This window comes from Nocardioides sp. P86, assembly GCF_023712465.1.
GTDB lineage: Bacteria > Actinomycetota > Actinomycetes > Propionibacteriales > Nocardioidaceae > Nocardioides > Nocardioides kribbensis.
Genome location: NZ_JAMAYE010000001.1, coordinates 1,267,388 through 1,289,930, shown reverse-complemented (window position 1 = coordinate 1,289,930; position 22,543 = coordinate 1,267,388). Strand labels below are relative to the sequence as shown.

Here is a 22,543-nt window from a genome sequence, read left to right as displayed (position 1 = left end):
TCCCTCGGACAGGCGGCGGTGGCGCGCGGGGTGGTGGCGGGGTGGTGGGCGCGGGGCGGTGGGGGCAGCTAGGTGGTGCCGTAGCTCGACACGAGCGCCTTGATCACCAGGGCCCAGCCGTCGACCAGCACGAAGAGCAGCAGCTTGAAGGGCAGGGAGACCATCACCGGCGGCATCATCATCATGCCCAGCGCCATCAGCGCCCCGCTCACGACGATGTCGATGACGAGGAAGGGGATGAAGATGATGAAGCCGATGATGAAGGCGGCCTTGAGCTCGCTGAGGATGAAGGCCGGCACGAGGGTGGTCATGCCGACGTCGTCGCGGTTGTCCGGCAGGTCGCGGCGCGCGACGTTGGTGAGCAGCCGCAGCTCCTCGTCGCCGGTCTGGTCGAGCATGAACTCGCGCAGCGGCTCGATGCCGTCCTCGAAGGACTGCGCCGAGGTCTTGTCGCCGTCGAGGTAGGGCTGCACGCCCGCGTCGTTCATGGCCGACAGCGTCGGGGTCATGATGAAGAGGCTGAGGAAGAGCGCCAGCCCGGCGAGCACCTGGTTGGGCGGGGTCTGCTGCAGGCCCAGCGCGTTGCGGGTCAGGCCCAGCACGATGAGGATCTTGGTGAAGCTGGTGCAGGTCAGCAGGATCGCCGGCGCCAGCGACAGCAGGGTCAGCGTGACCAGCAGGGTCACCGAGGAGCTGGGCTTGTCGGTGAGGCCGGTGAGGTCGATGGTGACGTCGCCGCCGGGGTCGGCGGTCGGGCCGGCGGGGCCGGTGGGCCCGGCGCCGGGCCGCTGGGCGCCCGTGCCCGCCGGTGCGGGGTCGGTGGCTCCGGCGGTCGGGGCGGGGGAGGCCGGGGCGGTCGGCGCCGGGGCGAGGTCGGTGGCCGAGGCGGGAGCGGACGCGCCGAGCAGCAGCACGGCGGTCGCGGCGAGGGTGACGAGACCGGTCACGAGGGCAGCGGCGACCAGCGCGCCCACCCGTCGGGGGGCCCGGGTCGCGCGCCCGAGGCGCGCCGGGGTCACGACGCGCGCCCCGACACCGCGGCGAGGGCCTGCCGCCAGGTCTGGGGGGAGAGGACCGATCCGGCCAGCGGGCCCGACGTGGTGGGCGTCGCCGGGGCCGTGCCGCGGGCAGCGGGCCGGGCGGGGGCGGGGGCCGGCGCGGGGGTCGCGGGGGCGGCCGGGGTCGCGGCGGGCTCCGGGACCGTACGGCGCGCGCGCCGCACCAGGCCGCGGGCCGAGCGGCGCTCGGCGCGGGTCGCGCGCCCGGGGCCGGCCGCCGGTGCCTCGGTGCCGGGCGTGGCGCCGGTGGTGGCGGTGCCGGTCGCGTCGGCCGCGGTGGTGGTGAGGGGCGTGGGGTCGGCCAGCCACGCGGCGAGCTGGGCCGCGAAGTCGTCGGCCGCGGGGGCCGCGGTGGCCGGGGTCGCTGTGTCGACGGTGACGGTGGCTGCCGTGGTGGCGGCGGTCGCGGTCTCCTGGGCGAGCAGCAGCTCGGCGGGGTTGACGGCCGGGACCGCCACGGCCGCGGCCGCGGGGAGCCCGGAGACCGTGGCAGGCGCGGTGGCTCCGAGCGGGGTAGCGGGGACGGCGGCGGTGCCCGCCGCGGGCACGACCGCCGGCGCGTCTGCGGGCACGTCTGCGGGTGCCGCGACGGCGGGAGCGACCGGGGTGGCGCCGGCGCCGAGGGCCGGGGCGGTGGTGGCGACCCGGTGACGGGCGACGACGCGAGGCGCGGTCGGGTCGGGGCGCACGGGCTCGAAGGCGGCCGCGGGGGCCGGGCCGGTGAGGGCCGGGTGGTCGGAGCGGTGGCGGCCCGACACAGCGGCCGCGGCGAGCGACCCGGTGTTGACGGCGGTGTCCGGAGCGGTGAGCCCGCCGGTGAGGTCGCCGGTGAGGTCGCCGGTGAGGTCGTGGGCGGCCTCGGCGGCCGTCCCGACGGTGGCCTCGCCCGAGGGGCGGGGGCCGGCTCCGGCGCTGGTGCCGGCCGGGGCGAGACGGCCGAGGATCGCGGCGGCGTGGCCGGCGTAGGGGCCCGGCTGCTCGCCGAGGGCGGGCAGGACCGCCGCGACGGCCGGAGCGGTCGACGCGGACGGGGCGGACGGGACCGGAGCGGCGTCGTCGGTGACGACGGTGACCGCCGTCCCCTGCTGCTGCGGGCCCTCGCTCCTGTGGTCGACCGGGTCCCCGAGGTCGGTGGGGGAGGTCTGCTCGGGCTGCTCGGTGGCGGGCTCGGGCTCGTCGGCGGGGGCGGGCACGACGCTGAGCGAGGGCAGCGCGGTCACGGTGGCGAGCCGGGGCGACCGCGTCGTCACGTCCTCGCGGTCGCCGTCGCCGGTGCCGGTGCCGGCGTCGGCGTCGGCGTCGGTGTCGAGCGCGGCGCCGTCCTGGCCGGCGACGGTGGCGGCCTCGTCGGCGTCGAGCTCGGCGAGCACGCGCACCTGCTGCTCGGTGGTGCCGAGGACCAGGGTGCGGCCGCCGACGGTGACCACGGTGAGCGCGGAGCCGCGGCCCAGCTGCTGGCGGTGGAGCACCTGCACGGCGGCGCCGGCGCGGCCGGAGAAGCGGCGCGCGCCGAGGTGGGCGATGAGCAGCAGCAGCCCCACGACCACCGCCAGCGACACCACCATCCGGAGGGCGAGCTCGGCCATGCTCAGCCCACCGCGCCCTGGTCGAGGATCTCGGTGACGCGCAGGCCGAAGTCCTCGTCGACGACGACGACCTCGCCGCGGGCGATGAGGCGGCCGTTGACCAGCAGGTCGGCGGGGCTGCCGGCGGCCCGGTCGAGGGCGAGCACGGCGCCGGGGGCCAGCGCGAGGAGGTCGCGCACGGGCATGCGGGTGCGACCGAGCTCGACGGTGACCTCCATCTCCACACCGTGGAGCATCTCGATGCCGCGGCGGCCGTCGGCGATGGAGCGGACGTTGTCGGCCCGGCCGGTGGCGGGCAGGGGGCGGCCGGCCACGGGCTGGCCGAAGGGGTCCACCGTGGTGGCCGCCGGGCCGCCGGCCGGTGAGCCCTGGCCCGCCTGGCCCGCCTGGCCGGCCTGGGACGCCTGGGCCGCCTGGGCGGCGAGCGCGGCGGCCAGGGTGGTGTCGGGCACCAGGAGGGCGGCGACGATGCCGGCGCCGAGCAGCGGCACGGCGGTGAAGCCGCCGCCGGTGGGCCCGGTCAGCTCGGGGACGAGCAGCTCGAGGTCGACCGAGCGGGCGGCCTGGGCGGTGGCACCCAGCGCGGCGGCGGCGGCGTCGAGCGCCGGCTGCACGGCGGCGCCGAGGTCGAGGCCGCCGAGCGGGCTGGCCTGGAGCGCGGAGACGAGCTCCTCGCCCACGAGCACCGAGACCCGGCCGCCGGCCGGGCCGCTGAGGTCGGCGACGGCCGCGCCCGCGAAGACGCCCACGACGTGCTCGGTGCCGGGCTGCGGGTCGCCGGCCGAGAGCGGCTCGCTGGCGGGGAGCACGGTGGCGCAGGCCTCCGCGGCGGCCAGGGCGAGGGCGTCGGCGGGGGAGCCCCCGGCGGGCAGGGTGCTGGTCATCGGTTCTCCTGGGTGTGAGCGGCGCCGGCCGCGACGATGAGGGCGGCCAGACGCGCGCCCTGGGTGCCCGCGGTGGCGTGGGCGAAGGCCTGCTCGTCGACGGTCACGTCGAGCGGGGCCGAGGCCGGGTGGGCCAGGCGCAGCACGTCGCCGGGCCGCAGGTCGGACAGCGTGGCGGGGTCGACCGCGGTGCTGCGGAAGCGCACGGCCACGTCGACCGGCACCTCCTGGAAGGTCTCGTGCAGCAGCGCGGCGGCCTCGGCGCGCTGGGTCCGCTCACGGCTGGAGACGGGCGCGGGCGCGGCGGCCGCGGTGAGGTGCGGCAGCAGCCCGCCGAAGGGAAGACACAGCGACATCCGGTGCGCGCGCTCGTCGATGCGCAGGTCGAGGCCCACCGAGACCATGACGTCGGCGGCGCCGGCGACCTGGGCGAACTGGGGGCTGTACTCGACGCCGGTCACCTCGGGGTCGAGGGTGACGATGGCGGCCAGGGAGTAGCGCATCTCGGCCAGCAGGCGCTCGACCAGGCCGGCGATCACGCCGCTCTCGATCTCGGTGAGCGGGCGCTGCGGCTGGTCGGCCTGGCCGGGCCCGCCGAGCATGTGGTCGACGCACGACATCACCGCGTTGAGCGGGAGGTCGAGCACCCCGCGGCCCGGCACCGGGTCGAGGGCGAAGAGCGTGAGGTAGGTGGTCGGCGCGAGGCTGTCGACGTACTCGGCGTAGGTGCGCTGGTCGATGCCGGCCAGGCTCACCTGGCACACCGAGCGCAGCGCGGAGGTGAAGACCGTGGTGGCCTGCCGGGCGAAGCCGTCGAAGCCCACCTGGAGGATGCGCAGGTGCTCGCGCGAGAGCTGGATCGGGCGACGGAAGTCGTAGGGCACGGCCGTGGCGGCGCGGTCGCGGCGGCGCGAGCGACCCGTCGCTCCGAGCCGTCGGGGGTCGGCGACCGGGGAGGACGGCAACGCGGTCGGCAGGCTCACGCCCCGCCCATCGGCGGCGCGTGGGAGCACCTGAGGAGAAACGGGTCGACGGACCCCCGGCCGTCGTCGCGACGGCCGTCTGAGGAGGGTGGAGCGGCGGGGCTACTGGGTGACGAACTCGGTGAAGTACACCTCCATCACGTCACCGTGGTACTCCTCCTCCAGCGTGTGGTTGAGCTTCTCCTTCAGCTTCTCGCGGTCCTCGCCCACCGCCAGCTCCTCGACCGTGCGGCCGCTGAAGAGCTCGATCGTGGCGTCGAGGGCCTTGCTGCCGTCGGCCTCGGGGGCGTCGGCGGTGAGCTGCAGCGCGATGCCGACGCGCAGGTAGTGCCCCGACTCGAGGTTGACCTGCACCGGCTCGAGCACGAGCACCTCGCCGGGCTCCGGCGCGGCCTCGGCGCCCGAGGGCTTGAGGACGAACCAGTACGCCGCGCCCGCGGCCAGCACCAGCACGAGGGCGATCACGATCAGCTTCTTCTTGCTCTTCTTCGGCTCGGCCGCGGTCGCCTCGGCCGCCGGCAGTGTCGTGGTGGTCATCGGGGGGCTCCCTGGGAGGGGTCGGTCGGGTCGGTGGGATCGGCGGGCAGGCCGTCGGCGCGCACGGCGCCGTCGTCGGTGGACCCGCCGGGGGTCGGGGTGGCGTCCTCCTCGCGGGGCTCGCCCGCCCCGCGCCGGTCACCGCCGGGCGCGCCGTCGCGGGGCAGGGCCCCGGCGGCGTCGGGCAGCAGCTGCGCGACCTCGCGGGGCAGGCGGGTGAGCACGACGATGTCGACGCGCTTGTTGACCGCCTGGGAGCCGGGCTCCGACGGGTCGACCAGCGGCTTCTCGTGGCCGTAGGCGGCCAGGGAGAGCCTCTCGGCCGGCACCCCGAAGCGCTCGTCGAGCCGACGCAGCACGGTGAGGGCGCGGGCGGCGGAGAGGTCCCAGTCGGTGGCGAAGTACTTCGGCTGCACGTCGACCTGGTTGGTGTGCCCGTCGATCTGCAGCCGGTCGGGGATGGCCAGCAGCACCGGGGCGAGGGTGTCGACGACCTCCTCGCCGCGGGCGGTGAGGGTGGCGAGGTCGGACTCGAAGACGACGTGGCGCGAGACCAGGCTGAGCACCAGGCCGCGCTCGTCGTAGGTGGCCTTGACGTCGTCCTGCAGGCCCTGGGCCCGCAGCGCCCGCTCGAGGCGCTCGCGCACCTCGTCGAGGCGCTCGGCCTCCGACCGGGCCTCCGCGCGGCGGCGGTCCTGCTCGAGGCGCTCGGTCTCGGCCAGCGCCTCCTCGACGACGGCGCGGTCCTTCTCCGACAGGTCGGCCAGCGCCAGCTGCGGACGCACCGGGGCCACGGCGGCCGAGCCGGGCTGCTCCTGGATCGACGAGGCGCCCTGGAGCACCTGGTCACTGGCGCCGAAGCCGGCGGCGAGGCCCTCCTTGAGCTCGGCGAACTTCTTCTCGTCGACCTGGCTCATCGCGAACATGACGATGAAGAGCACCATGAGCAGGGTGACCATGTCGGCGTAGGTCACCAGCCACCGCTCGTGGTTCTCGTGCTCCTCGTGCTCCTCGTGGCGCTTGCGTCGGGCCGACACGGCTCAGGCCGCCTGGGCCTGGCCGGGGGCGACGGCCGCGGGCTGCTCGCCGGCGGGCAGCAGCGAGGTGAGCTTGGCGGCGATCACGCGGGGGTTGGAGCCGGCCTGGATGGCGGCGACGCCCTCGATGACGATCTCCATGCGGGCGACCTCGAGCTCGCCGAGGCGCTTGAGCCGGTTGCCGAGGGGGAGGAAGAGCACGTTGGCCGACATGACGCCCCACAGCGTGGCGACGAAGGCCGCGGCGATGAGGTGGCCGAGCTCCTCGGGGCTGGCGAGGTTCTCCAGCACGTGCACGAGGCCCATGACGGTGCCGATGATGCCGATGGTGGGGGCGTAGGCGCCCGCGTCGGCCCAGAACTTCGCCGACTGCTTGTCGGCCTTGCGCTTCGCGGCCACCTCGGCCTCGAGGATGTCGCGGACCTCGTCGGGGTCGGTGCCGTCGATGGCCATCGTGACGCCCTTGACCAGGAAGGGGTCGTCGACGTCCTTGACCATGTCCTCCAGCGCCAGCAGGCCCTCGCGGCGGGCCTTCTCGGCCAGGGAGACGACCGCCGGGACGACGTCGCCGGCGGGCTTGACGTCGCCGCCGGTGAAGGCGCGCTTGAGCGAGGCCACGGCCCCCTTGGCGTCGGCCATGGTGCCGCCGGCCACCGTGACCAGCAGCGTGGTGCCGAAGACGAGCAGCATCGGCGGCAGCAGCAGCAGGCTCATCGGGTTGCCGCCCTCGAGCACGTTGGCGGTCACGATGACCACCAGGCCCAGGCCGATGCCGATGGCTGTGGCGGCGTCCTTCATCGGGTGGCTCCCGGTCCGAGCGGCGCGAGCGCCGAGTGGTCCGCGCCGACGTCGAGCCCCGTGTCGAGACCCGTGGCCAGCCCGGCGTCGGGCCCCGTCTCGGCGGCGCGCGGCGCGTGGTGGGCCACCACGCTCAGGGCGGGGCGACGGCCGGCGAGCTGCTCGCCGAGGTCGACGTCGAGGGCGGCCCGGGCGCTGCCGAGGGCCTCGGGGGTCTGCTCCCCGATGCGCACGTAGCCGCTGAGGGCGATGAGCTCGGCGCGGTGGTGCCGGATGATCGAGACGACAGCGGTCATGCTCTCCGCGACGACGTACTTGGACCCGTCGACCAGCGTGATGACGGTGTCGGGGGTGGAGTCGATGCGCTCGATCAGGTCGGAGTTCAGGGCGAACACCGAGCCCGAGAGACGGGTCAGCGAGATCATGCGGGGCACCATCCTTAGTGCGGTCGAGCGACAGCCGTCCGTGGCCGTCACGATGTCCATCGGTCGGGGCGGGGCCGACCTGAGGGGTCGGCGCGGGATCAGTGCGGTCCTGCCGCGACCGCGGCCGGCCGCCCGGGTGGGCGACCGGCCGCGGGCCGGGGCGGGGACGAGCGCGCCGTGCGACGGCGCGGGCGCGTCAGCGCTTGATGTTGACGAGGTCCTCGAGCACCGAGTCGGAGGTGGTGATGACGCGGCTGCTGGCCTGGAAGCCGCGCTGGGCGAGGATCAGGTTGGTGAACTCCGCGGCGAGGTCGACGTTCGACATCTCCAGCGCACCGGCCATGAGCGTGCCGCGGCTGCCCTCGCCGGAGACGCCGAGGTCGGCCGGGCCGGAGTTGGCCGACTCGCGGAAGGCCGTCTCGCCGACGCGCTCGAGGCCCATCGGGTTGTTGAAGTCGGCCAGCGCCAGCTGGGCCATGTCGCGCTGCACGCCGTCGGAGAAGACGCCGCGGAGCTTGCCGTCGCTGCCGAAGGAGTAGGAGGTGAGCTCCACGCCCGCGGGCACCGCGGGGGTCAGGCCCGCGGTGTCGCGGGTGATGTCGACCAGGCCGCCGGTGCGGTTGCCGGCGGCGTCGAGCTCGTAGCCCTGCACGCGGGCGCCCGACGGGGTGACCAGGGTGCCGGCCTCGTCGAAGGTGAAGGCGCCGGCGCGGGTGTAGAGCTGCTCGTTGCCGAAGCGCACCACGAACATGCCGTCGCCCTGGATCATCAGGTCGGTCGAGCGGCCGGTCATCTGCGCCGAGCCCTGGCCGAGGTTGCTGGCGGTGCCGGCCACCTGCACGCCGAGGCCGACCTGGATCGGGTTGGTGCCGCCGCGGTTGGCGTTGGCGCCCGACGCGCCGGTCAGCATCTGGCTGAGGGTGTCGCTGAAGACGGTGGTGCTGGACTTGAAGCCGGTGGTGTTGGCGTTGGCGATGTTGTTGCCGGTGACGTCGAGCATCGTCTGGTTGACGCGCAGGCCGGAGATGCCGGCGAAGAGCGAGCGAAGCATGAGGGGGTCCTCTCGGAGGTGCTGGTCAGGGTCGGGCGGGGGTGGCGGACGTGCTGGCGGAGCTGGTGCCGCTGCCGGCGGACGTCGCGGCGGAGGCTCCGCCCGCGACGGTGAGGACGTTGACGAGGGGTACGTCGGTGCCGTCGACGTCGAGCACGGGGCCGCTGGCCTCGAACGTGACGCCCTGCACGGTGCCGGTGCCCTCGGTGCCGTCGGCGAGGGTGTAGCTGACCTCGCGCCCGACCAGGCTGCTGGCCCCGAAGGCCATCTGCGCGCCGAGCACGAGCGCGGTCTGGTCGGCGACGTCCTGCATCTTCTCCAGGGCGGTGAACTGCGCCGACTGGGAGAGGAACTCCCCGGTGTCGGCGGGGTTCATCGGGTCCTGGTAGCGCAGCTGCGCCACGAGGAGCTGCAGGAACATGTCCTTGTCGGGCGACGACGCGGACGTGGTCGCCGGCGCGAGCGCCTGCAGACCACCCCCGGTGACCGCCTCCGTGGCCGAGATCGACACGGGTCCTCCTCACATGCTGACATCGAGGGACCGACGGGCCCCTGACGTCTGCGGGTCGGCTGAGCCGGCTCCCAGGGATCCTGGGTGGGCCGGTCTCGTGGTGCCATCCCTGGCGATGTGGTCGGCAGACGTCCGTGCCTGCCGTTCCTGCTGCCGGCTCGCGTCGCCCGAGGGACGCTCTCCGGAGTCGGTGTGGTCGGAGCCCGACCAGGAGCCGGGGGCGTCGCCGCGCGCGTCCTGCGCGCTCGCGCTCCCGGGGGTGGCTGCCGCGGCTGCCGGCGCACCGGCGGCGTCGCGCACGCTCACGCGGGTCTCGCCGAGGTGCTCGAGCAGCCGCTGGAGCTCGGGCGCGCCCTGCTGGAGCGCGTCGCGCGCGCCCTCGTGGGCCGCCACCATCCGCACCCGCAGGCCGTGCTCGCCCATGCTCAGCGTCACCCGCACCTCGCCCAGCGTGCCGGGGTCGAGACGCAGCGTGAGGTGCTGGGTGGTGCGCTGCCCCGGGCCGGCCTGGGTCTGCGCGAGCCGCACCACCTCGGGGAAGACCTGGCCGGTCACCTGGCGGGTCACCTGGCGAGTCGACGGGGACGGCGGGGCCGGCGTCGTGCCGGCCGGCGCGGTCGTGGCGGTCGTGGCTCCCGCGGCGTCCGGGGCGGTGGCGGGTGACGCGCCGTCGAGCGCCGCGAGGTCCGCCCTTCCCGGTCCCGGCTGCGCTGCCCGGTCGGCCCGGTCGGCCCGGTCGGCCCGGTCGGCACGGGTGGACGCCGTGTCCTGCGGTCCGGTCTGCGCCGGGGCCGCGGTCTCCGCCCCGTGCTGCGGCCCGTGCTGCTGCGGCCCGGCGGCGGTGGGCGCCTCGGGGGCGGTGGGGGCGGTGGGGGCGGTGAGCTCGATGAGGTCGGTGGGGGCGGACCCGTCGGCGCTCGAGCCGGTGGTCGTCGCGGCCGCGTCGGTCGTCGCCTGCTGCCCGGTGGCCCCGGGCTGCTGCGGCAGCGGCAGGGCGGCGAGGAGCACCGCGGTGGGGTCGACCACGGCCGGGGTGCCCGCCTGCTCGGCCCCGGTCTCGCCGTCGGTTTCGCCCTCGCCGCCGCTGTCGGTGCCGGTGCCGGTGCCGGTGCCGGTGCCGGTGCCGGTGCCGGTGCCGGTGGCACGACCTGCCGCGGTGGCGGTCCCGGGCGCACCGCGTCCGCCGCCGTCCTGCCCGGCCATGGCGTCGACGAGGCCGGCGACGAGGGCGGCGAAGCCCCCGCCGGCGGTGGCGCCGTCGGCCGCACCCGCGCCGGCCGGGCCGGCCGGGCCGGGCGTCGTGGCGCTGGTCGGCGTACCGGGGCGGGAGGCGGCGCGGGCCGTGGCGGGCAGGGCGGCGCCCTGGGGCATCACGCTCATGCGGCACGCACCATGGCCATGACCGAGCGCACGTAGTTCTGCGTCTCGGGGTAGGGCGGGATGCCGTCGTAGCGCAGCACCGCTCCGGGCCCGGCGTTGTAGCCGGCGAGGGCCAGGTCGGTGCGCCCGAAGCGGTCGAGCAGGTCGCGCAGCAGCCGGGCGGCGCCGTCGACGGCCTGGGCGGGGTCGAAGGAGTTCGTGACGCCGAGGCCGTCGGCCGTGCCGGGCATGAGCTGCATGAGGCCCTGCGCACCGGCGGGGCTGACCGCCTTCGGGTCGAAGCCCGACTCCTGGCGGGCCACGGAGGCCAGCAGCACGGGGTCGACGCCGTAGCGCTGGCCCGCGGCGTTGAAGAGGTCGCTGAAGGGGACGCCGCTGACTCGGCTGCTGCCCGCGGCGGCGGGAGCGCCGGCCGCCCCGACGGGGGCGTCGGGCAGCACCCGGCGGATGTAGTCGGGCGTGCTCGGCACGTCGACGATGCGGATGTCGAGGCCGGTGCGCGGTGCCTCGAGCATCTTGCCGCCGCCGAGGTAGATGGCGATGTGGTCGGCGCCGTTGTTGCGGCTGGAGTTGTCCCAGGCGATGAGGTCGCCGGGGCGGGCCTCGGCCATCGAGGCCACCGGCTGCCCGGCACGGGCCTGGTCGGCCGAGACCCGGGGCAGGTCGACGCCGAACTTGCCGTAGACGTACTGCACCAGCCCCGAGCAGTCCATGCCGCCCGCGGCCGGGCTGCTGCCGCCCCAGACGTAGGGCATGCCGACGTACTTCTTGGCCTCGGCGATGACGTCGGCGGCCAGGGCCGAGCCGCCGCCGGACGACGAGCCGGACCCCGCGGCGCCGGTGGCCGAGGCGCCCGCCGCGGAGGAGGCCGCGCTGAGGCTCGCCGCGAAGGCGCTGCCGCTGCTCTGCGACGGGCCGAGCAGGGCGAGCTGCGACTGGATCTGGGCGATCCGGGAGGTGATCTCGCTGACGCTCACGACGCGGCCCTCTCGGTGCTGGCGGTGCTGGGGGTGCTGGCGGTGGTGGCGGCGCCGGGCTCGCAGGCCTGCGCGGCCTGATCGGCCTGCTCGGCGCGCAGCCACAGCCGGCCGGCGACCTCGTCGAGCTCGACGGCCTCGCCGCGGGCGGTCTCGGCGGCGCGCTCGTCGGCGCGCCGCTCCAGCAGGCCCTCCACGGCGCCGAGGCGGGCCTTGTCGGCGCGCCACCAGGCGCCGGCGTCCAGGGCCAGGCGGCGGGAGGTGTCGAGATCGGCGCGGGCCTCGACCGCGGCGTGGCGCAGCGCGGCCAGCGACTGGCGCAGCGCCACGAACTCCGCGAGGTCGCCGGAGACGAAGCCGGCGTGGTCGCGCACGGCCTGCTCGAGCTCGGCGACGCGCCGCTCGTGGGTGCGCTGCTCGCGCAGGGCGGTCTGGAGGCCGAGGCGGCTGTCGCGCTCGCGCACGCCGCGCACGCGGGCGACGGCGCGCAGCCCGGGGTCGTGGACGGTGCGGCTCACGGCGCCACCAGCTCCTGGAGTCGGGACCAGGCCTCGGGCAGCGGGGTGCTGTCCTCCATGTCCTGGCGCAGGAAGGCCTCGATGCGGGGCATCCGGGCCAGGGCGGCGTCGGCGTCGGGATCGGTGCCGGCGACGTAGGCGCCGATCTCGACCAGCTCGCGCACGTCGCGGTGGGCGGCCAGCATGCGGCGCAGGGCCACGGCGTCGGCGCGCTGGGCCGGGCCGGTGACGGCGCCGGTGGTGCGCGAGATCGACTCGAGCACGTCGATGCTGGGGAAGTGCCCGGCGGTGGCCAGGCGGCGGGTGAGCACGACGTGGCCGTCGAGGATCGAGCGCGCGGTGTCGCCGATGGGGTCCTGGAGGTCGTCGCCCTCCACCAGCACGGTGTAGAGCCCGGTGATGGAGCCGCCGGGGGCGGTGCCGGCGCGCTCGAGCAGGCGCGGGAGCAGGGCGAAGACGCTGGGCGGGTAGCCGCGGGTGGCGGGCGGCTCGCCGGCCGAGAGCCCGATCTCGCGCTGGGCCATGGCCACGCGGGTGAGGCTGTCCATCATCAGCACGACGTGGCGGCCGGCCTCGCGGAAGGACTCCGCGATGCGGGTGGCGACGAAGGCGGCGCGCAGCCGCTCGACGGGCGGGGCGTCGGAGGTGGCGACGACCACCACCGAGCGGGCCAGGCCCTCGGGGCCGAGGTCGTTCTCGATGAACTCGCGGACCTCGCGGCCGCGCTCGCCGATCAGCGCGATCACCGAGACCTCGGCGTCGGTGCCGCGGGCGATCATCGACAGCAGGCTCGACTTGCCGACCCCGGAGCCGGCCATGATGCCCAGGCGCTGGCCCAGGCCGCAGGGCACCAGCGTGTCCAGGGCGCGTACGCCGAGGCCGAGCTGCCGGTCGATCCGCGGTCGCGAGAGCGCGTCGGGGGCCGCGTGGTCGACGTCGACCAGCGCCAGCCCGGGGAGGGTCTCGAGCACGGGGCCGCCGTCGACGGGGCGGCCGAGGCCGTCGAGCACCCGCCCGCGCAGGGCGTCGCCGACGCGCACCCGCAGCGGCCCGCCGGTGTGGTGCACCGGCGCACCGACCTCGATGCCGGCGGTGCGGCCCAGCGGCAGGCAGACCAGCCCCTCGGTGGAGCTGGCGGCCACCTCGACCAGCACGGGCGCACGGTCGGCGGGGCGCACCTCGAGCAGGTCGCCCACGGCGCCGCGCAGGCCGACCACGCGCAGGTGCAGGCCCACGGTCTCGCTGACCCGGCCCAGCCGCAGCGGTGCGGCGGCGCGCAGGGCCTGCTCGCGGCCGAGGTCGAGGCGCTCGCGCAGCGATGTGGCGCCGGCGGGGTGCGCGACGGGGTGCGCGACGGGGGAGGTCGTGACGGGGGAGGTCGTGACGGTGCTCATCGCAGGGCCTCCGCGACGCGCTCGAGGGCGGCGCCGACGCGCAGGTCGACGACCTGCTCGGCGGTCTCGACGACGGCGTCGTCGCGCTCGAGCCCGGCGTCGGGCACGACGGTGAGCTGCTGGCCGGCCGGGCCGGCCAGACCGGCGAGGTCGGCGGCCACGGTGCTGGCGGCGACCTCGGGGTGCAGGCGCACGGTGACCGGCACGCCGGAGGGCAGCACGGCCAGCGCGCGCCGCACGACGTCGGCGGCGGGGTCGGGGGAGGTGCGCAGCTCGTGGCCGACCAGCTCCCGGGTCAGCTCGCGGGCCAGGCGCAGCGCCTGCTCCTCGAGCTCGGCGGCCACCGTGGCGCTCGTGCGCTGCAGGGCGCTCGCGGCGCGCTCGAGCCCGGCGAGCGCGGCGCGGTGCTCGACCTCGCGGCGGGTCTCGGCGGCCACGCGCTCCTGCTCGGCCCGGGCGGCGACGGCGGCGGCCTCGGCGGCGGCCTCGCGGCGTCCCTCGGCCCAGCCGGTGGCGTAGCCCTGGGCGCGGGCGGCGGTGCGGGTGCTCTCGGCCAGCCCGGCCAGCGCCTGCTCGGTGACCAGGTCTCCGAGCACGCTGCTCCCGCCGAGGCGGGTCCAGGAGCCGTCGCGCAGCTCGGGGGTGGCCGCGACCGTGGCGGTCTCGGCGGCGGCGCCGCGCAGCAGGGCCTCAGTCGACGAACTCAACGTCGCCCCCTCGCCGCACCATGATCTCGCCGCGCTCCTCGAGCTGGCGGATCGTGCGGATGACGCCCTGCTGGGCCTCCTCGACCTGGGTCAGGCGCACCGGGCCGAGCAGCTCGATCTCCTCGACCAGGCCCTCGGCGGCGCGGCTGGAGAGGTTGCGGGTGATCTTGTCCCGCACGGCGTCGGCGACGCCCTTGAGCGCGAGCGCCAGCTGGGCGGTGTCGACCTGGCGCAGCACCTGCTGCACGGAGCGGTCGTCGAGGTGCACGACGTCCTCGAACATGAACATCCGGCTCTTGACCTCGTCGGCCAGCGCGGCGTCGAGCACCTCGAGGCCCTCGACGATCTGGCGCTCCGTGGAGCGGTCGGAGGCGTTGATGATGTTGACCAGCGGGTCGAGGCCGCCGACGCGCGACATGTCGGTGGGCTGCAGCATCGAGGAGAGCTTGCGCTCCAGGGTGGCCTCGACGGCCCGGACGATGTCGGGGGAGGTGCGGTCCATCACCGCGATGCGGTGGGCGACCTGGGCCTGCTGCTCCGGGGGCAGCCCCGAGAGCAGCAGCGAGGCCTTGTCGGCGGTCATGTGGGCCAGCACCAGGGCGATGACCTGCGGGTGCTCGTCGACGATGAAGGAGCGCAGCTGCGCGGGGTCGGCCTGGTGCAGGAACTGGAAGGGCATCTGCACCGCGGCGGCGTGGAGCCGCTCGATGATCTGCGCGGCGCGCTCGGAGCCCATCGACTGCTCGAGCACCTGCTGGGCGAAGGCCAGGCCGCCGCGGCTGATGTGCTCGCGGGCGGTCATGGTGTCGCGGAACTCCACCAGCACGGCCTCCGACTCGGCCGCGGAGATCGAGTCGAGCCGGGCGATCTCGGCGGTGATGGCCTCGACCTCGTGCTCCTCCAGGTGGCTGAGCACGGTCGCGGCGCGGGTCTTGCCCATCTGCACGAGCAGCACGGCGGCCTTGCGGGCCCCCACGCCGGCCAGGGTGCTGGCCAGTGCGCCGCCCATCAGCCGCGCTCCGTCAGCCAGCCGCGCAGCAGCGCGGCGACGTCCTCGGGCTGGCGCTCGATGAGCGCGTTGAGCTCGTCACGCATGTCGTTCTCCTCGCTGCGCTCGGACTCCTCCAGCGCCAGGGCGGCGGGCACGGCCTCGGTGAGCTGGCGTGCGGCGGACTGCTCGCGCAGCTGCTCCACGACGTAGGTCGTGGCCTGCTCGCGCTGCTTGGCGCGCTTGCGGCCCTTGAGCACGGCGAGCAGCAGCACCAGGGCGACCAGCAGGGCCAGGCCGACCTTGCGAATCAGGTCGTTGCGCGCGGCGCTGGCGTCGGCGGCGGCGGCGGCCTCCAGCTCGGCGGCGGCGGCCTCCTCGGCGGTGCGGTCGAAGGGCATGGTCACCACGCGCACCGAGTCGCCGGCGGCCTGGTCGAGACCGACCGCGTCCTCGACGAGGCCGCGCACGTCGGCGGTGGAGATGGCCTGGGTGCTGTTGGTGTCGAGCACCACGCCGACGTGCATCGACTCCACCGAGCCCGGGGTGGACTCGACGTGCTCGACGGTGCTGCCGACGGCACGGTCGGTGGTCGTGACCTCCTTCTCGTACGACGAGTCCGCCGAGCCGCCCGTGGCGCCGGTGTCCATCTGCCCGTCGGGGCCGACCACACCCTCCGCGCCGCCGGTGGGCGAGCCCGGTCCGGCGTAGGTCTCGGTGCTGGTGGAGGAGGACGTCGCGGGGTTGTCCTCCTCGGGGGTGAAGGTGGTGGTCTGGGTGGTGCGCTTGTCGAAGTCGAGGTCGACGGCGACCTGCACGGTGGAGTTGCCGGGGCCCACGACCCGGTCGAGGGTGGCCTGGATGTCCTGGCGCAGCTCCTCCTGGCGGGCCTCGATCTCCTGGTTGCGGGTCGTGGCGTCGACACCGGTGCCGTCGGCGCCCGAGAGCAGGCCCTCGGTGTCGCTCACGGTCACGTCGGCGGGGTCGAGGCCCTCCACGCTGGAGGCGACCAGGTGCACGATGGCCTGCACCTGCTGGGCGCCCAGGCGGGTGCCGGCGCCGGTCTCGACGAGCACCGACGCGGTGGGCGGGTCCTGCTCGTCGGCGAAGACGTCCTTGGCCGGCATGGCCAGGTGGACCACGGCGGTGTCGACCTCGTCGATGCCCTCGATGGTGGCCGAGAGCTCGCCCTCCATGGCCCGCTTGTAGTCGGTCTGCTCCTGGAACTCCGAGGTCGACAGGCCGTTGTCGTCGAGGATGGAGTAGCCGCCGTCGCTCTCGGAGGGCAGGCCCTCGCCGGAGAGGTCGATGCGGGCCTTGTAGACCGCGTCGCGCGGCACCATGACCGTCGCGCCGCCGTCGGCGAGCTCGTAGGGCACGCCCTGGGAGTCGAGCTGCTCGACCACGGCCGAGGCGTCGCTGGCCGAGAGGTCGGAGTAGAGGGGCGAGTAGGTCGGGGCCGAGGCCCAGCGGAAGACCAGGAAGCCGCCCAGCAGCAGGGCCAGGGTGCCGACGATCGCGACGACCTTCTGGCCCGCGGTGAAGCCGGCGAACGACTGGCGCCAACCGCCCAGCGTCCGGGTGATCGTGTCCTTCATCCGACCTGCATCCGCATGATCTCGGTGAAGGCCTCGACGGCCTTGTTGCGCACGGCCACGGTGACCTGCGTGGTGACCTGGGCCTGCGTGGCCGCGATCGTGTAGTCGTGGAGGTTCTCCAGCTGACCGGTGGCGGCCTGCACGGCCATGCCGTCGGCGGTGCGCTGGGTGGCGTCGAGGCGGTCGAGGCCGTCGACGACCATGCGGCCGAAGTCGCTGCCGGCACCGCCCGCGGCCGAGGTGCCGGTGGGGGAGGGCGCGGCGCTGGCGGCGACCGTGGGGGCGGCGTACGGCGTGAAGCCGGCGGCGCCGAGGGACTCGATCCCGCTGACGCTCATCAACGGCTCCCGATGCCGATGGCGGTGGAGTAGGTGTCCTGGGCGAACTTGGTGACCTGCGCCGAGGCCTGGAAGCCGCGCTGGGCCATGATCAGCTCGCTCATCTGGGCGCTCATGTCCATGGCGGGGGCGCGCACGTAGCCCTCGGCGTCGGCCAGCGGGTGGTCGGGGTCGTGCACGAGCATCCCCTCGGGGTCGCTGAGGGCGATGCCGGTGACGTCGACGCCGCCGTCCTGCCGGGCGCCGGCCATGACCAGCTGCGCCTGGAAGGCGGTCTGGTCGGTGGAGACCACCGTGTTGGCGTTGGCGATGTTGGAGGCCAGCGCGTCGAGCCAGGTCTGGTGCATCCCCAGGCCGGAGCCGGCGATGCGCAGCACGTCGAAGGCGCCCATCAGGCGCCTGCCGCGGTGCGCACGAGCTCGAAGCGGTCGGTGACCGCACGGGCGACCATCTGGTACTGGAACTGCGACTGCATCGCGGCCAGCGTCTCCTTGCGCAGGTCGACGTTGTTGCCGTTGGCGCCCACCGGGGTGTCGGTGGCGACCATCGACGGCACGGCGCCCGCCAGGCGTCCGGTGATCGCCGCGTCGGCGTCGGCACCGCCGCCGGCCCCGGAGATGGCGGCGGCCAGCGTGCTCTCGAAGTCGACCGAGGTGGCCCGGAAGTCGGGGGTGTCGACGTTGGCGAGGTTGTCGGCGATGGTGCGCTGGCGCAGGGCCAGGCCGTCGAGGGCGAAGCCCAGCACCGACGACACGGAGTCGACGGAGGCGTAGGACGGTACGGACACGGTGAACCTCCCGCTGTGAGGCGAGTCAGTGCCGGTCCGTCGGCGAGGGCGAGCGAGCAGTCCCTGCTCGCGGGGTCTGATCGGTCCCCTCCGGGGGGACCTGAGGAAAAGTCCGGACCGCTTCCCAGGTGGTCCGGACGGGTGGTGCAGACGGGTGGCGCGACTCAGGTCAGGACGACCGCGAGCCGCCCCGTGCCGTAGCCGGCGACGTCGACGACGAAGTCGCCCCGCCGGCCCAGCACCTGCGTCCGGGCGCGGGCGTCGGCCGGGAGGGCCTGCCCGGCGGGCACGCTGGCGTAGAGGCGCAGGTGCGCCGAGCCGGGGGCGTTGAAGAGCGACGCCATCACGTTGAAGACCTCGCCCAGCGCCTCCGCGATCGACGCCGACAGCCGGCCCTCCTCGATGGCGGTGGTCGCCGCCCCGGGCGGCACGAGCGCCAGCGCGGCCCCGGCGTACGCCGAGAGGGGCAGGTCGCAGGCGACGACGGCGCGCACCACCAGGGAGTCGTCGACGTAGCTCGCGACGCTCGCGGGGTAGTAGGCGCTCACCGCGAAGGGCGGGCCGGGCCGCAGGTCGACCTGCTTGTCGACCAGGTCGCCGAGGAGGTCGCGGACCTCCTTGGGGCCCGGCAGGTGCGTGGGCAGGCCGGTGGTCGCCGCGGTCACGACAGGGCTCCCACGACGGGCGCGAGCGCGGCGTCGAAGGCCTCGGGGGTGAAGGGCTTGGCGATGAGGAAGGCGGCGCCCGACGCCTCCGCGCGCGCCCGCATGTCGGGGGAGCCCTCGGAGGTGACGAAGCCGAAGGGCACGGCGCTGCCGCCGGCGCGCAGCGCGTCGAGGAAGTCGATGCCGGTCATCTCGGGCATGTTCCAGTCCGAGAGCACCAGGTCGGGCGCCTCCGCGCGCACCTTCTCCAGGCCGTCGCGGCCGTTCTCGGCCTCCACGACGTCGTGGCCGCCGTGGCCGGCCTGGCGCAGGGTGCGGATGACGATCTGCCGCATCACGCGGCTGTCGTCGACGACCAGGATCTTCATCGGGTCTCCTCGGAGGTGCTGGTGCTGGTGCTGGTGCTGGTGCTGGAGTCGGGGGTGGGACCGGGCTCGGGGCTCGCGCCGGTGGGCACGCAGACGGAGACGCACAGCGACTGGCGCCGCCAGCTCAGGTCGAGGCGGCAGACCTCGCGGCGCTGGTGGGAGGCCGGCACGGCGCCGCTGGCCACCAGCGGCAGCGAGAGGGTGCTCGGCCCGGGCATGAGGCTCTTGACGTTGCCACCGATCACGTTGACGAGCTCGCCGAGGGCGTCGCTGACGTCCTCGGGGGCGAGGTCGGCGGGGTCGAGGGCGAGCATCGCCGCGGCGACGTCGCGGGCGAGGCGGTCGGTGACGGCGACGAGCACCGCGCCCTCCCAGGCCCCGCCGACGGTCGTCATGGCCGTCCACTCCTGCGGGCGGTCTACGGGGGCCACCTCGGGCAGGATCGGCTCGTCGGTGCCGAGGAAGGTCGACCAGACCTCCTCGACGACGGCGTAGACGTCGCCGATCTCGGGCTCGACGGCGGCGATCACGCCGGCACCTCCTGCACGACCAGGCCGAGCAGCTCGAGCTTCTCGACGATGGCGTCGGGGGTGAAGGGCTTGATGACGTACTCGTGGGCCCCGGCGGCGAGTGCCCGCACGATCTGGCCGTGCTCGGACTCCGTGGTGACCATCATCAGGGTCACGTTGCGCCAGCGCGGGTCGGCGCGCACCCGTGTGACGAAGGTGTAGCCGTCCATGAGCGGCATGTTCCAGTCGATGAGGCACAGCTCGGGCTCGAGCCCGGCCTCGAGGGCGTCGAGCGCCTCCTGGCCGTTGCCGGCCTCGGTGGTCTCGAAGCCGAGCTCGGTCACGATCCGGCGCAGGATCGTCCGCATCGTGCGGGAGTCGTCGATGATCAGGGCGTGCATGCGCGGGCTCCTGGGAGTGCGGTGGACAGGGCGGAGGCTGGACTGGACGCCGCGGCGGCGGGTGCCGAGCGGCGGACGGCGGCGCGCGGGCGGTGGAGGGCGACACGGCCCGCGGGCTCGCGGACCCAGGCGTCGTCGAGGTCGAGGGTGGTCTCGGAGGAGCCGAGCAGCAGGTAGCCGTCGGGGGCGACGCGCGGGCTGACCCGACGCAGGATGTCGCGCTTGGTGTCGAGGTCGAAGTAGATGAGCACGTTGCGCAGGAAGACCACGTCGAAGACCGGCATCGGCGGGAAGGCCGCGGCGAGGTTGAGCGGGGCCGTGGTGACGTGGGAGCGCAGCTCGGCGCCGACCTCCCACTCGCTGCCGACCCTGGAGAAGTAGCGCACCAGGCGGGTGGCCGGCATGCCGCGGTTCATCTCGACCTGGCTGTAGCGGCCCGCGCGCACCCGCTCCAGCATGGTCGGGGAGACGTCGGTGGCGTGGATGCGCCAGGTCCAGCCCGGCGGCAGCGACTCGTCGAGCAGCATCGCGAGGCTGTAGGCCTCCTGCCCGCTCGAGCAGGCCGCCGACCAGATCTCCAGGTGACGGGTCGCGGCCCGCGCCTGGAGCAGGTGGGCCAGCATGACGTCGGTGAAGGCCTGGTAGGGCGCGAGGTCGCGGAACCACGAGGTCTCGTTGATGGTCAGGGCGTCGACGGCGCGGGCGCGCTCGGCGACGGCGTCGGGCCCGGTGCGGAGCCGGGCGACGTAGCGGTCGACGTCGGCGTCGCCGGCGGACCGGGCGAGGGGCAGCAGCCTCGCCTCGACGAGGTACTCCTTGCCCGGGTCGCAGAGCATGGCCGTCTCGCGCCGCAGCAGGTCGGCGACGTAGGCGAAGCTGGACTCGGAGATCACGCCGCACCCATCGACCACGCAGGCCCCGCACCTGAGCGGTCCGCCCCAGATTCGCACCCACCGGACCGGACCACCCCGCCGCCGCGACGGCCCCGGGCAGGGGCCCACCCCGTGGCGTCGGCGTACTGCTCAGGGTGGGTGCGCTCCGGCCGATCGTCCCTGCGTGATCCGGGTCCTGGTCGTCGACGACTCCGCCGTGCTGCGCCGCCTCATCACCACGGTGCTGGCCGCCGATCCCGACATCGAGGTGGTCGGCACCGCCGTCGACGGCCTCGAGGCGATCGAGAAGGTCGACGAGCTGGCCCCCGACGCGGTCACCCTCGACGTGGAGATGCCCCGTCTCGACGGCATCGGCGCGGTCGAGGTCATCCACCGCAACCACCCCCGGCTGCCGGTCGTCATGTTCAGCACGCTCACCGAGCGCGGCGCCGCAGCGACGCTGCAGGCGCTGTCCAACGGTGCGTCCGACTACGTCGCCAAGCCCACCGGGGCCGGCAACGTGGGGGAGTCGATGGCCCGCGTGCGCGAGGACCTCGTGCCGCGCCTCAAGGCCCTGGTCGGCGCCCGCCGCATGGTCGCCGCCGTCCCCGTCGTACGCCGCGCCGCGCCGCGCGCCGCCGCGCCGCCGCAGGTGCTCGTCGTGGCCTGCTCGACCGGTGGGCCCGACGCCCTCTCCCGGGTGCTCGCGGCGCTGCCGGCCGCCTTCCCGCTGCCGGTGCTGGTCACCCAGCACATGCCCCCGGTGTTCACCACCCAGTTCGCGCAGCGCCTCGACCGGGTCTCGCCGCTGGAGGTGCGCGAGGCCGCCGACGGCGACCAGCCGCGCCCCGGGCTGGTGCTGATCGCCCCCGGCGACCACCACCTGACCCTCGTGCGGCGCGGGGCCTCGGTGCGCGCGCAGCTCGACCAGGGGCCGCGCGAGAACTTCTGCCGCCCCGCCGCCGACCCGCTCTTCCGCAGCGCCGCGGGCGTCCACGGCCCCGGCGTGCTCGGCCTGGTGCTCACCGGCATGGGCCAGGACGCCCTCGAGGGCGCCCGCGCGGTCGTCGACGCCGGCGGCCGCGTGGTGGTGCAGGACGAGGCCACCTCGGTGGTCTGGGGCATGCCGGGCGCCGTCGCCGGCGCGGGCCTCGCCCACGAGGTGCTCCCGCTCGACCGGATCGCCGGCGCCCTGACCGGCCTCGCCGGCCGCGCCCTCACCCCTGCTCCCTGAGCTGTCCACGGTCCTTTCGCAGCCTCGCCGGCCTCTTGACGCAGCCGGCCGTGCACCGGACGCACGACACCCGGCGCCCCCTGGACGGGGACGCCGGGCGGCGGCGGGGGGAGGAGAGTGGTCTGGTGGGCCCGGAGGCCGGTGGCTCAGGCCGAGACGTCGACGTAGACGGGGCCGCTGTGGCGCGCTGAGGAGCGGTCCAGGGCGGTGGCGACGGCCTGCTGGCGCAGTGTGCGACCGAGGGTCTCGGCGATCGCGGCGAGCACGACCTGCTGGCGGGCGTGGATCTCCTCGGCCCGCTCGCGCAGGGCCTCGGGCAGCGGACCGTGGTCGTCGGGCACGTGCCACGGGTCGGTCTGCAGGACGGTGCCGTGGGCGAGCCCACGCTCGGCGCGCATGACGTCGAGCTCGACGCGGTCGAGCTCGATCTGCCACGACTTCAGGTCGGCGTCGGGGTCGCGCGGCCGCAGCGTGCGGCGCGCGCCGCCGAGCACGGGTCCGGCGTCGTAGGGCATGGCCGGCTCAGGCCACCGACGCGGCCTGCAGGGCCGCCGCGCGCCAGGTCTGGCACAGGTCGGTGACCAGGGCCAGGCAGCTCTCGGTGACGGTGCTGTCCTTGCCCACGTTGGCGCGGACGAGCTGGGTGTGGAGGAAGTCGTAGATCGAGGCCAGGCCCGGGCCGCCGTCCCACTCCTCGGTGCGCAGGCTGGAGCGCAGCTCGAGGACGATGTCCTGGGCGTGCAGCAGCTGCTGGTGCGCCGCCTGCACGTCGCCGGCGCGCTGGGCGTCGAGACCGCGGGTGACGTCGAGCACGAGGCGCTCGTAGAGCATCACCAGCAGGCGGGCGGGGCTCGCGGTGGCGATGGAGGCGTCCATGTAGGTGCTGCGGGCGTTGATCATCTCAGTGCCTTCCTTGGCTGCTGGTCGATGTCGGGTC

The 22,543-nt window shown here is 75.4% G+C and carries 28 protein-coding genes; 1 reads left to right on the top strand and 27 read right to left on the bottom strand.

All coding sequences use genetic code 11. The features are described from left to right. Positions 1 to 68 precede the first annotated feature (68 nt). The 25 genes from fliP to M3673_RS05970 all read right to left on the bottom strand — a co-directional run bounded on the left by fliP (position 69) and on the right by M3673_RS05970 (position 20,393). Positions 69 to 1,019 (bottom strand): flagellar type III secretion system pore protein FliP, encoded by a 951-nt coding sequence (gene fliP, locus M3673_RS06090; protein WP_235558766.1) that lies wholly within the window; start codon positions 1,017 to 1,019, stop codon positions 69 to 71. Beyond that, positions 1,016 to 2,644, bottom strand: coding sequence for a flagellar biosynthetic protein FliO (locus M3673_RS06085; protein ID WP_251532578.1), 1,629 nt, complete (start codon positions 2,642 to 2,644; stop codon positions 1,016 to 1,018). Before M3673_RS06085 ends, fliP begins: the two co-directional genes overlap by 4 nt. Positions 2,645 to 2,646: 2 nt before the next feature. Next, the gene (gene fliN / locus M3673_RS06080; RefSeq protein ID WP_251532577.1) at positions 2,647 to 3,528 is read right to left on the bottom strand and encodes a flagellar motor switch protein FliN; all 882 of its coding nucleotides are present in this window, start codon (positions 3,526 to 3,528) and stop codon (positions 2,647 to 2,649) included. Further along, positions 3,525 to 4,511, bottom strand: a complete 987-nt coding sequence (locus tag M3673_RS06075; protein WP_251532576.1) for a flagellar motor switch protein FliM — start codon at positions 4,509 to 4,511, stop codon at positions 3,525 to 3,527. Before M3673_RS06075 ends, fliN begins: the two co-directional genes overlap by 4 nt. Positions 4,512 to 4,613: 102 nt before the next feature. Next, positions 4,614 to 5,048, bottom strand: a complete 435-nt coding sequence (gene fliL / locus M3673_RS06070; RefSeq protein WP_251532575.1) for a flagellar basal body-associated protein FliL — start codon at positions 5,046 to 5,048, stop codon at positions 4,614 to 4,616. Next, positions 5,045 to 6,085 carry a flagellar motor protein MotB gene (locus M3673_RS19590; protein WP_251532574.1) on the bottom strand — a complete coding sequence of 347 codons (1,041 nt, stop codon included), beginning with the start codon at positions 6,083 to 6,085 and terminating at the stop codon, positions 5,045 to 5,047. The genes fliL and M3673_RS19590 overlap by 4 nt, the downstream gene beginning before the upstream one ends. Before the next feature lie 3 nt (positions 6,086 to 6,088). Next, on the bottom strand, positions 6,089 to 6,883 hold the full coding sequence (locus M3673_RS06060) for a motility protein A (RefSeq protein ID WP_056864743.1): 795 nt from the start codon (positions 6,881 to 6,883) through the stop codon (positions 6,089 to 6,091). Continuing rightward, positions 6,880 to 7,308: a flagellar FlbD family protein gene (locus M3673_RS06055; protein ID WP_082503341.1), complete on the bottom strand. Its 429-nt coding sequence runs from the start codon at positions 7,306 to 7,308 to the stop codon at positions 6,880 to 6,882. Before M3673_RS06055 ends, M3673_RS06060 begins: the two co-directional genes overlap by 4 nt. Positions 7,309 to 7,504: 196 nt before the next feature. Next, the gene (locus M3673_RS06050; protein ID WP_251532573.1) at positions 7,505 to 8,359 is read right to left on the bottom strand and encodes a flagellar hook-basal body complex protein; all 855 of its coding nucleotides are present in this window, start codon (positions 8,357 to 8,359) and stop codon (positions 7,505 to 7,507) included. A 25-nt stretch (positions 8,360 to 8,384) separates the two neighbouring features. After that, on the bottom strand, positions 8,385 to 8,870 hold the full coding sequence (locus M3673_RS06045) for a flagellar hook capping FlgD N-terminal domain-containing protein (protein WP_251532572.1): 486 nt from the start codon (positions 8,868 to 8,870) through the stop codon (positions 8,385 to 8,387). Between the two features lie 9 nt (positions 8,871 to 8,879). Further along, complete coding sequence (locus tag M3673_RS06040; protein ID WP_251532571.1) at positions 8,880 to 10,250, bottom strand: flagellar hook-length control protein FliK; 1,371 nt, start codon at positions 10,248 to 10,250, stop codon at positions 8,880 to 8,882. Continuing rightward, a complete protein-coding gene (locus M3673_RS06035; protein ID WP_251532570.1) occupies positions 10,247 to 11,227 on the bottom strand; it encodes a transglycosylase SLT domain-containing protein in 981 nt (326 codons plus the stop codon). The genes M3673_RS06040 and M3673_RS06035 overlap by 4 nt, the downstream gene beginning before the upstream one ends. After that, positions 11,224 to 11,745 carry a flagellar export protein FliJ gene (locus M3673_RS06030; RefSeq protein WP_251532569.1) on the bottom strand — a complete coding sequence of 174 codons (522 nt, stop codon included), beginning with the start codon at positions 11,743 to 11,745 and terminating at the stop codon, positions 11,224 to 11,226. The genes M3673_RS06035 and M3673_RS06030 overlap by 4 nt, the downstream gene beginning before the upstream one ends. Continuing rightward, positions 11,742 to 13,139: a FliI/YscN family ATPase gene (locus M3673_RS06025; protein ID WP_251532568.1), complete on the bottom strand. Its 1,398-nt coding sequence runs from the start codon at positions 13,137 to 13,139 to the stop codon at positions 11,742 to 11,744. The genes M3673_RS06030 and M3673_RS06025 overlap by 4 nt, the downstream gene beginning before the upstream one ends. Continuing rightward, positions 13,136 to 13,846, bottom strand: coding sequence for a FliH/SctL family protein (locus M3673_RS06020; RefSeq protein WP_251532567.1), 711 nt, complete (start codon positions 13,844 to 13,846; stop codon positions 13,136 to 13,138). The genes M3673_RS06025 and M3673_RS06020 overlap by 4 nt, the downstream gene beginning before the upstream one ends. After that, positions 13,830 to 14,855, bottom strand: coding sequence for a flagellar motor switch protein FliG (fliG, locus tag M3673_RS06015; protein ID WP_056864737.1), 1,026 nt, complete (start codon positions 14,853 to 14,855; stop codon positions 13,830 to 13,832). The genes M3673_RS06020 and fliG overlap by 17 nt, the downstream gene beginning before the upstream one ends. Further along, complete coding sequence (fliF, locus tag M3673_RS06010; RefSeq protein WP_251532566.1) at positions 14,855 to 16,432, bottom strand: flagellar basal-body MS-ring/collar protein FliF; 1,578 nt, start codon at positions 16,430 to 16,432, stop codon at positions 14,855 to 14,857. Before fliF ends, fliG begins: the two co-directional genes overlap by 1 nt. After that, on the bottom strand, positions 16,429 to 16,770 hold the full coding sequence (fliE, locus tag M3673_RS06005; RefSeq protein ID WP_251532565.1) for a flagellar hook-basal body complex protein FliE: 342 nt from the start codon (positions 16,768 to 16,770) through the stop codon (positions 16,429 to 16,431). Before fliE ends, fliF begins: the two co-directional genes overlap by 4 nt. Continuing rightward, a complete protein-coding gene (locus M3673_RS06000) occupies positions 16,770 to 17,162 on the bottom strand; it encodes a flagellar basal body rod protein FlgC (protein ID WP_056864734.1) in 393 nt (130 codons plus the stop codon). Before M3673_RS06000 ends, fliE begins: the two co-directional genes overlap by 1 nt. Next, positions 17,162 to 17,557 carry a flagellar basal body rod protein FlgB gene (flgB, locus tag M3673_RS05995; protein ID WP_056864733.1) on the bottom strand — a complete coding sequence of 132 codons (396 nt, stop codon included), beginning with the start codon at positions 17,555 to 17,557 and terminating at the stop codon, positions 17,162 to 17,164. Before flgB ends, M3673_RS06000 begins: the two co-directional genes overlap by 1 nt. Positions 17,558 to 17,721: 164 nt before the next feature. Continuing rightward, a complete protein-coding gene (locus M3673_RS05990) occupies positions 17,722 to 18,222 on the bottom strand; it encodes a hypothetical protein (RefSeq protein WP_251532564.1) in 501 nt (166 codons plus the stop codon). Next, positions 18,219 to 18,590 (bottom strand): response regulator, encoded by a 372-nt coding sequence (locus M3673_RS05985; protein WP_056905378.1) that lies wholly within the window; start codon positions 18,588 to 18,590, stop codon positions 18,219 to 18,221. Before M3673_RS05985 ends, M3673_RS05990 begins: the two co-directional genes overlap by 4 nt. Then, positions 18,587 to 19,120, bottom strand: coding sequence for a chemotaxis protein CheX (locus M3673_RS05980; RefSeq protein ID WP_251532563.1), 534 nt, complete (start codon positions 19,118 to 19,120; stop codon positions 18,587 to 18,589). Before M3673_RS05980 ends, M3673_RS05985 begins: the two co-directional genes overlap by 4 nt. Further along, entirely contained in the window at positions 19,117 to 19,500 is a 384-nt protein-coding gene (locus tag M3673_RS05975; RefSeq protein WP_056864729.1) for a response regulator, read from the bottom strand. Before M3673_RS05975 ends, M3673_RS05980 begins: the two co-directional genes overlap by 4 nt. Continuing rightward, positions 19,488 to 20,393, bottom strand: a complete 906-nt coding sequence (locus tag M3673_RS05970; protein ID WP_251532562.1) for a CheR family methyltransferase — start codon at positions 20,391 to 20,393, stop codon at positions 19,488 to 19,490. Before M3673_RS05970 ends, M3673_RS05975 begins: the two co-directional genes overlap by 13 nt. A 163-nt stretch (positions 20,394 to 20,556) precedes the next feature. On the opposite strand from M3673_RS05970, the gene M3673_RS05965 reads away from it, so the two are divergent. Beyond that, the gene (locus tag M3673_RS05965) at positions 20,557 to 21,606 is read left to right on the top strand and encodes a chemotaxis response regulator protein-glutamate methylesterase (protein WP_251532561.1); all 1,050 of its coding nucleotides are present in this window, start codon (positions 20,557 to 20,559) and stop codon (positions 21,604 to 21,606) included. 146 nt (positions 21,607 to 21,752) lie between these two features. On the opposite strand, the gene M3673_RS05960 is transcribed toward M3673_RS05965, so the two are convergent. After that, positions 21,753 to 22,121: a hypothetical protein gene (locus tag M3673_RS05960; protein ID WP_193662054.1), complete on the bottom strand. Its 369-nt coding sequence runs from the start codon at positions 22,119 to 22,121 to the stop codon at positions 21,753 to 21,755. A 7-nt stretch (positions 22,122 to 22,128) separates the two neighbouring features. After that, positions 22,129 to 22,506: a flagellar export chaperone FliS gene (fliS, locus tag M3673_RS05955; RefSeq protein ID WP_251532560.1), complete on the bottom strand. Its 378-nt coding sequence runs from the start codon at positions 22,504 to 22,506 to the stop codon at positions 22,129 to 22,131. Between the last annotated feature and the right edge of the window lie 37 nt (positions 22,507 to 22,543).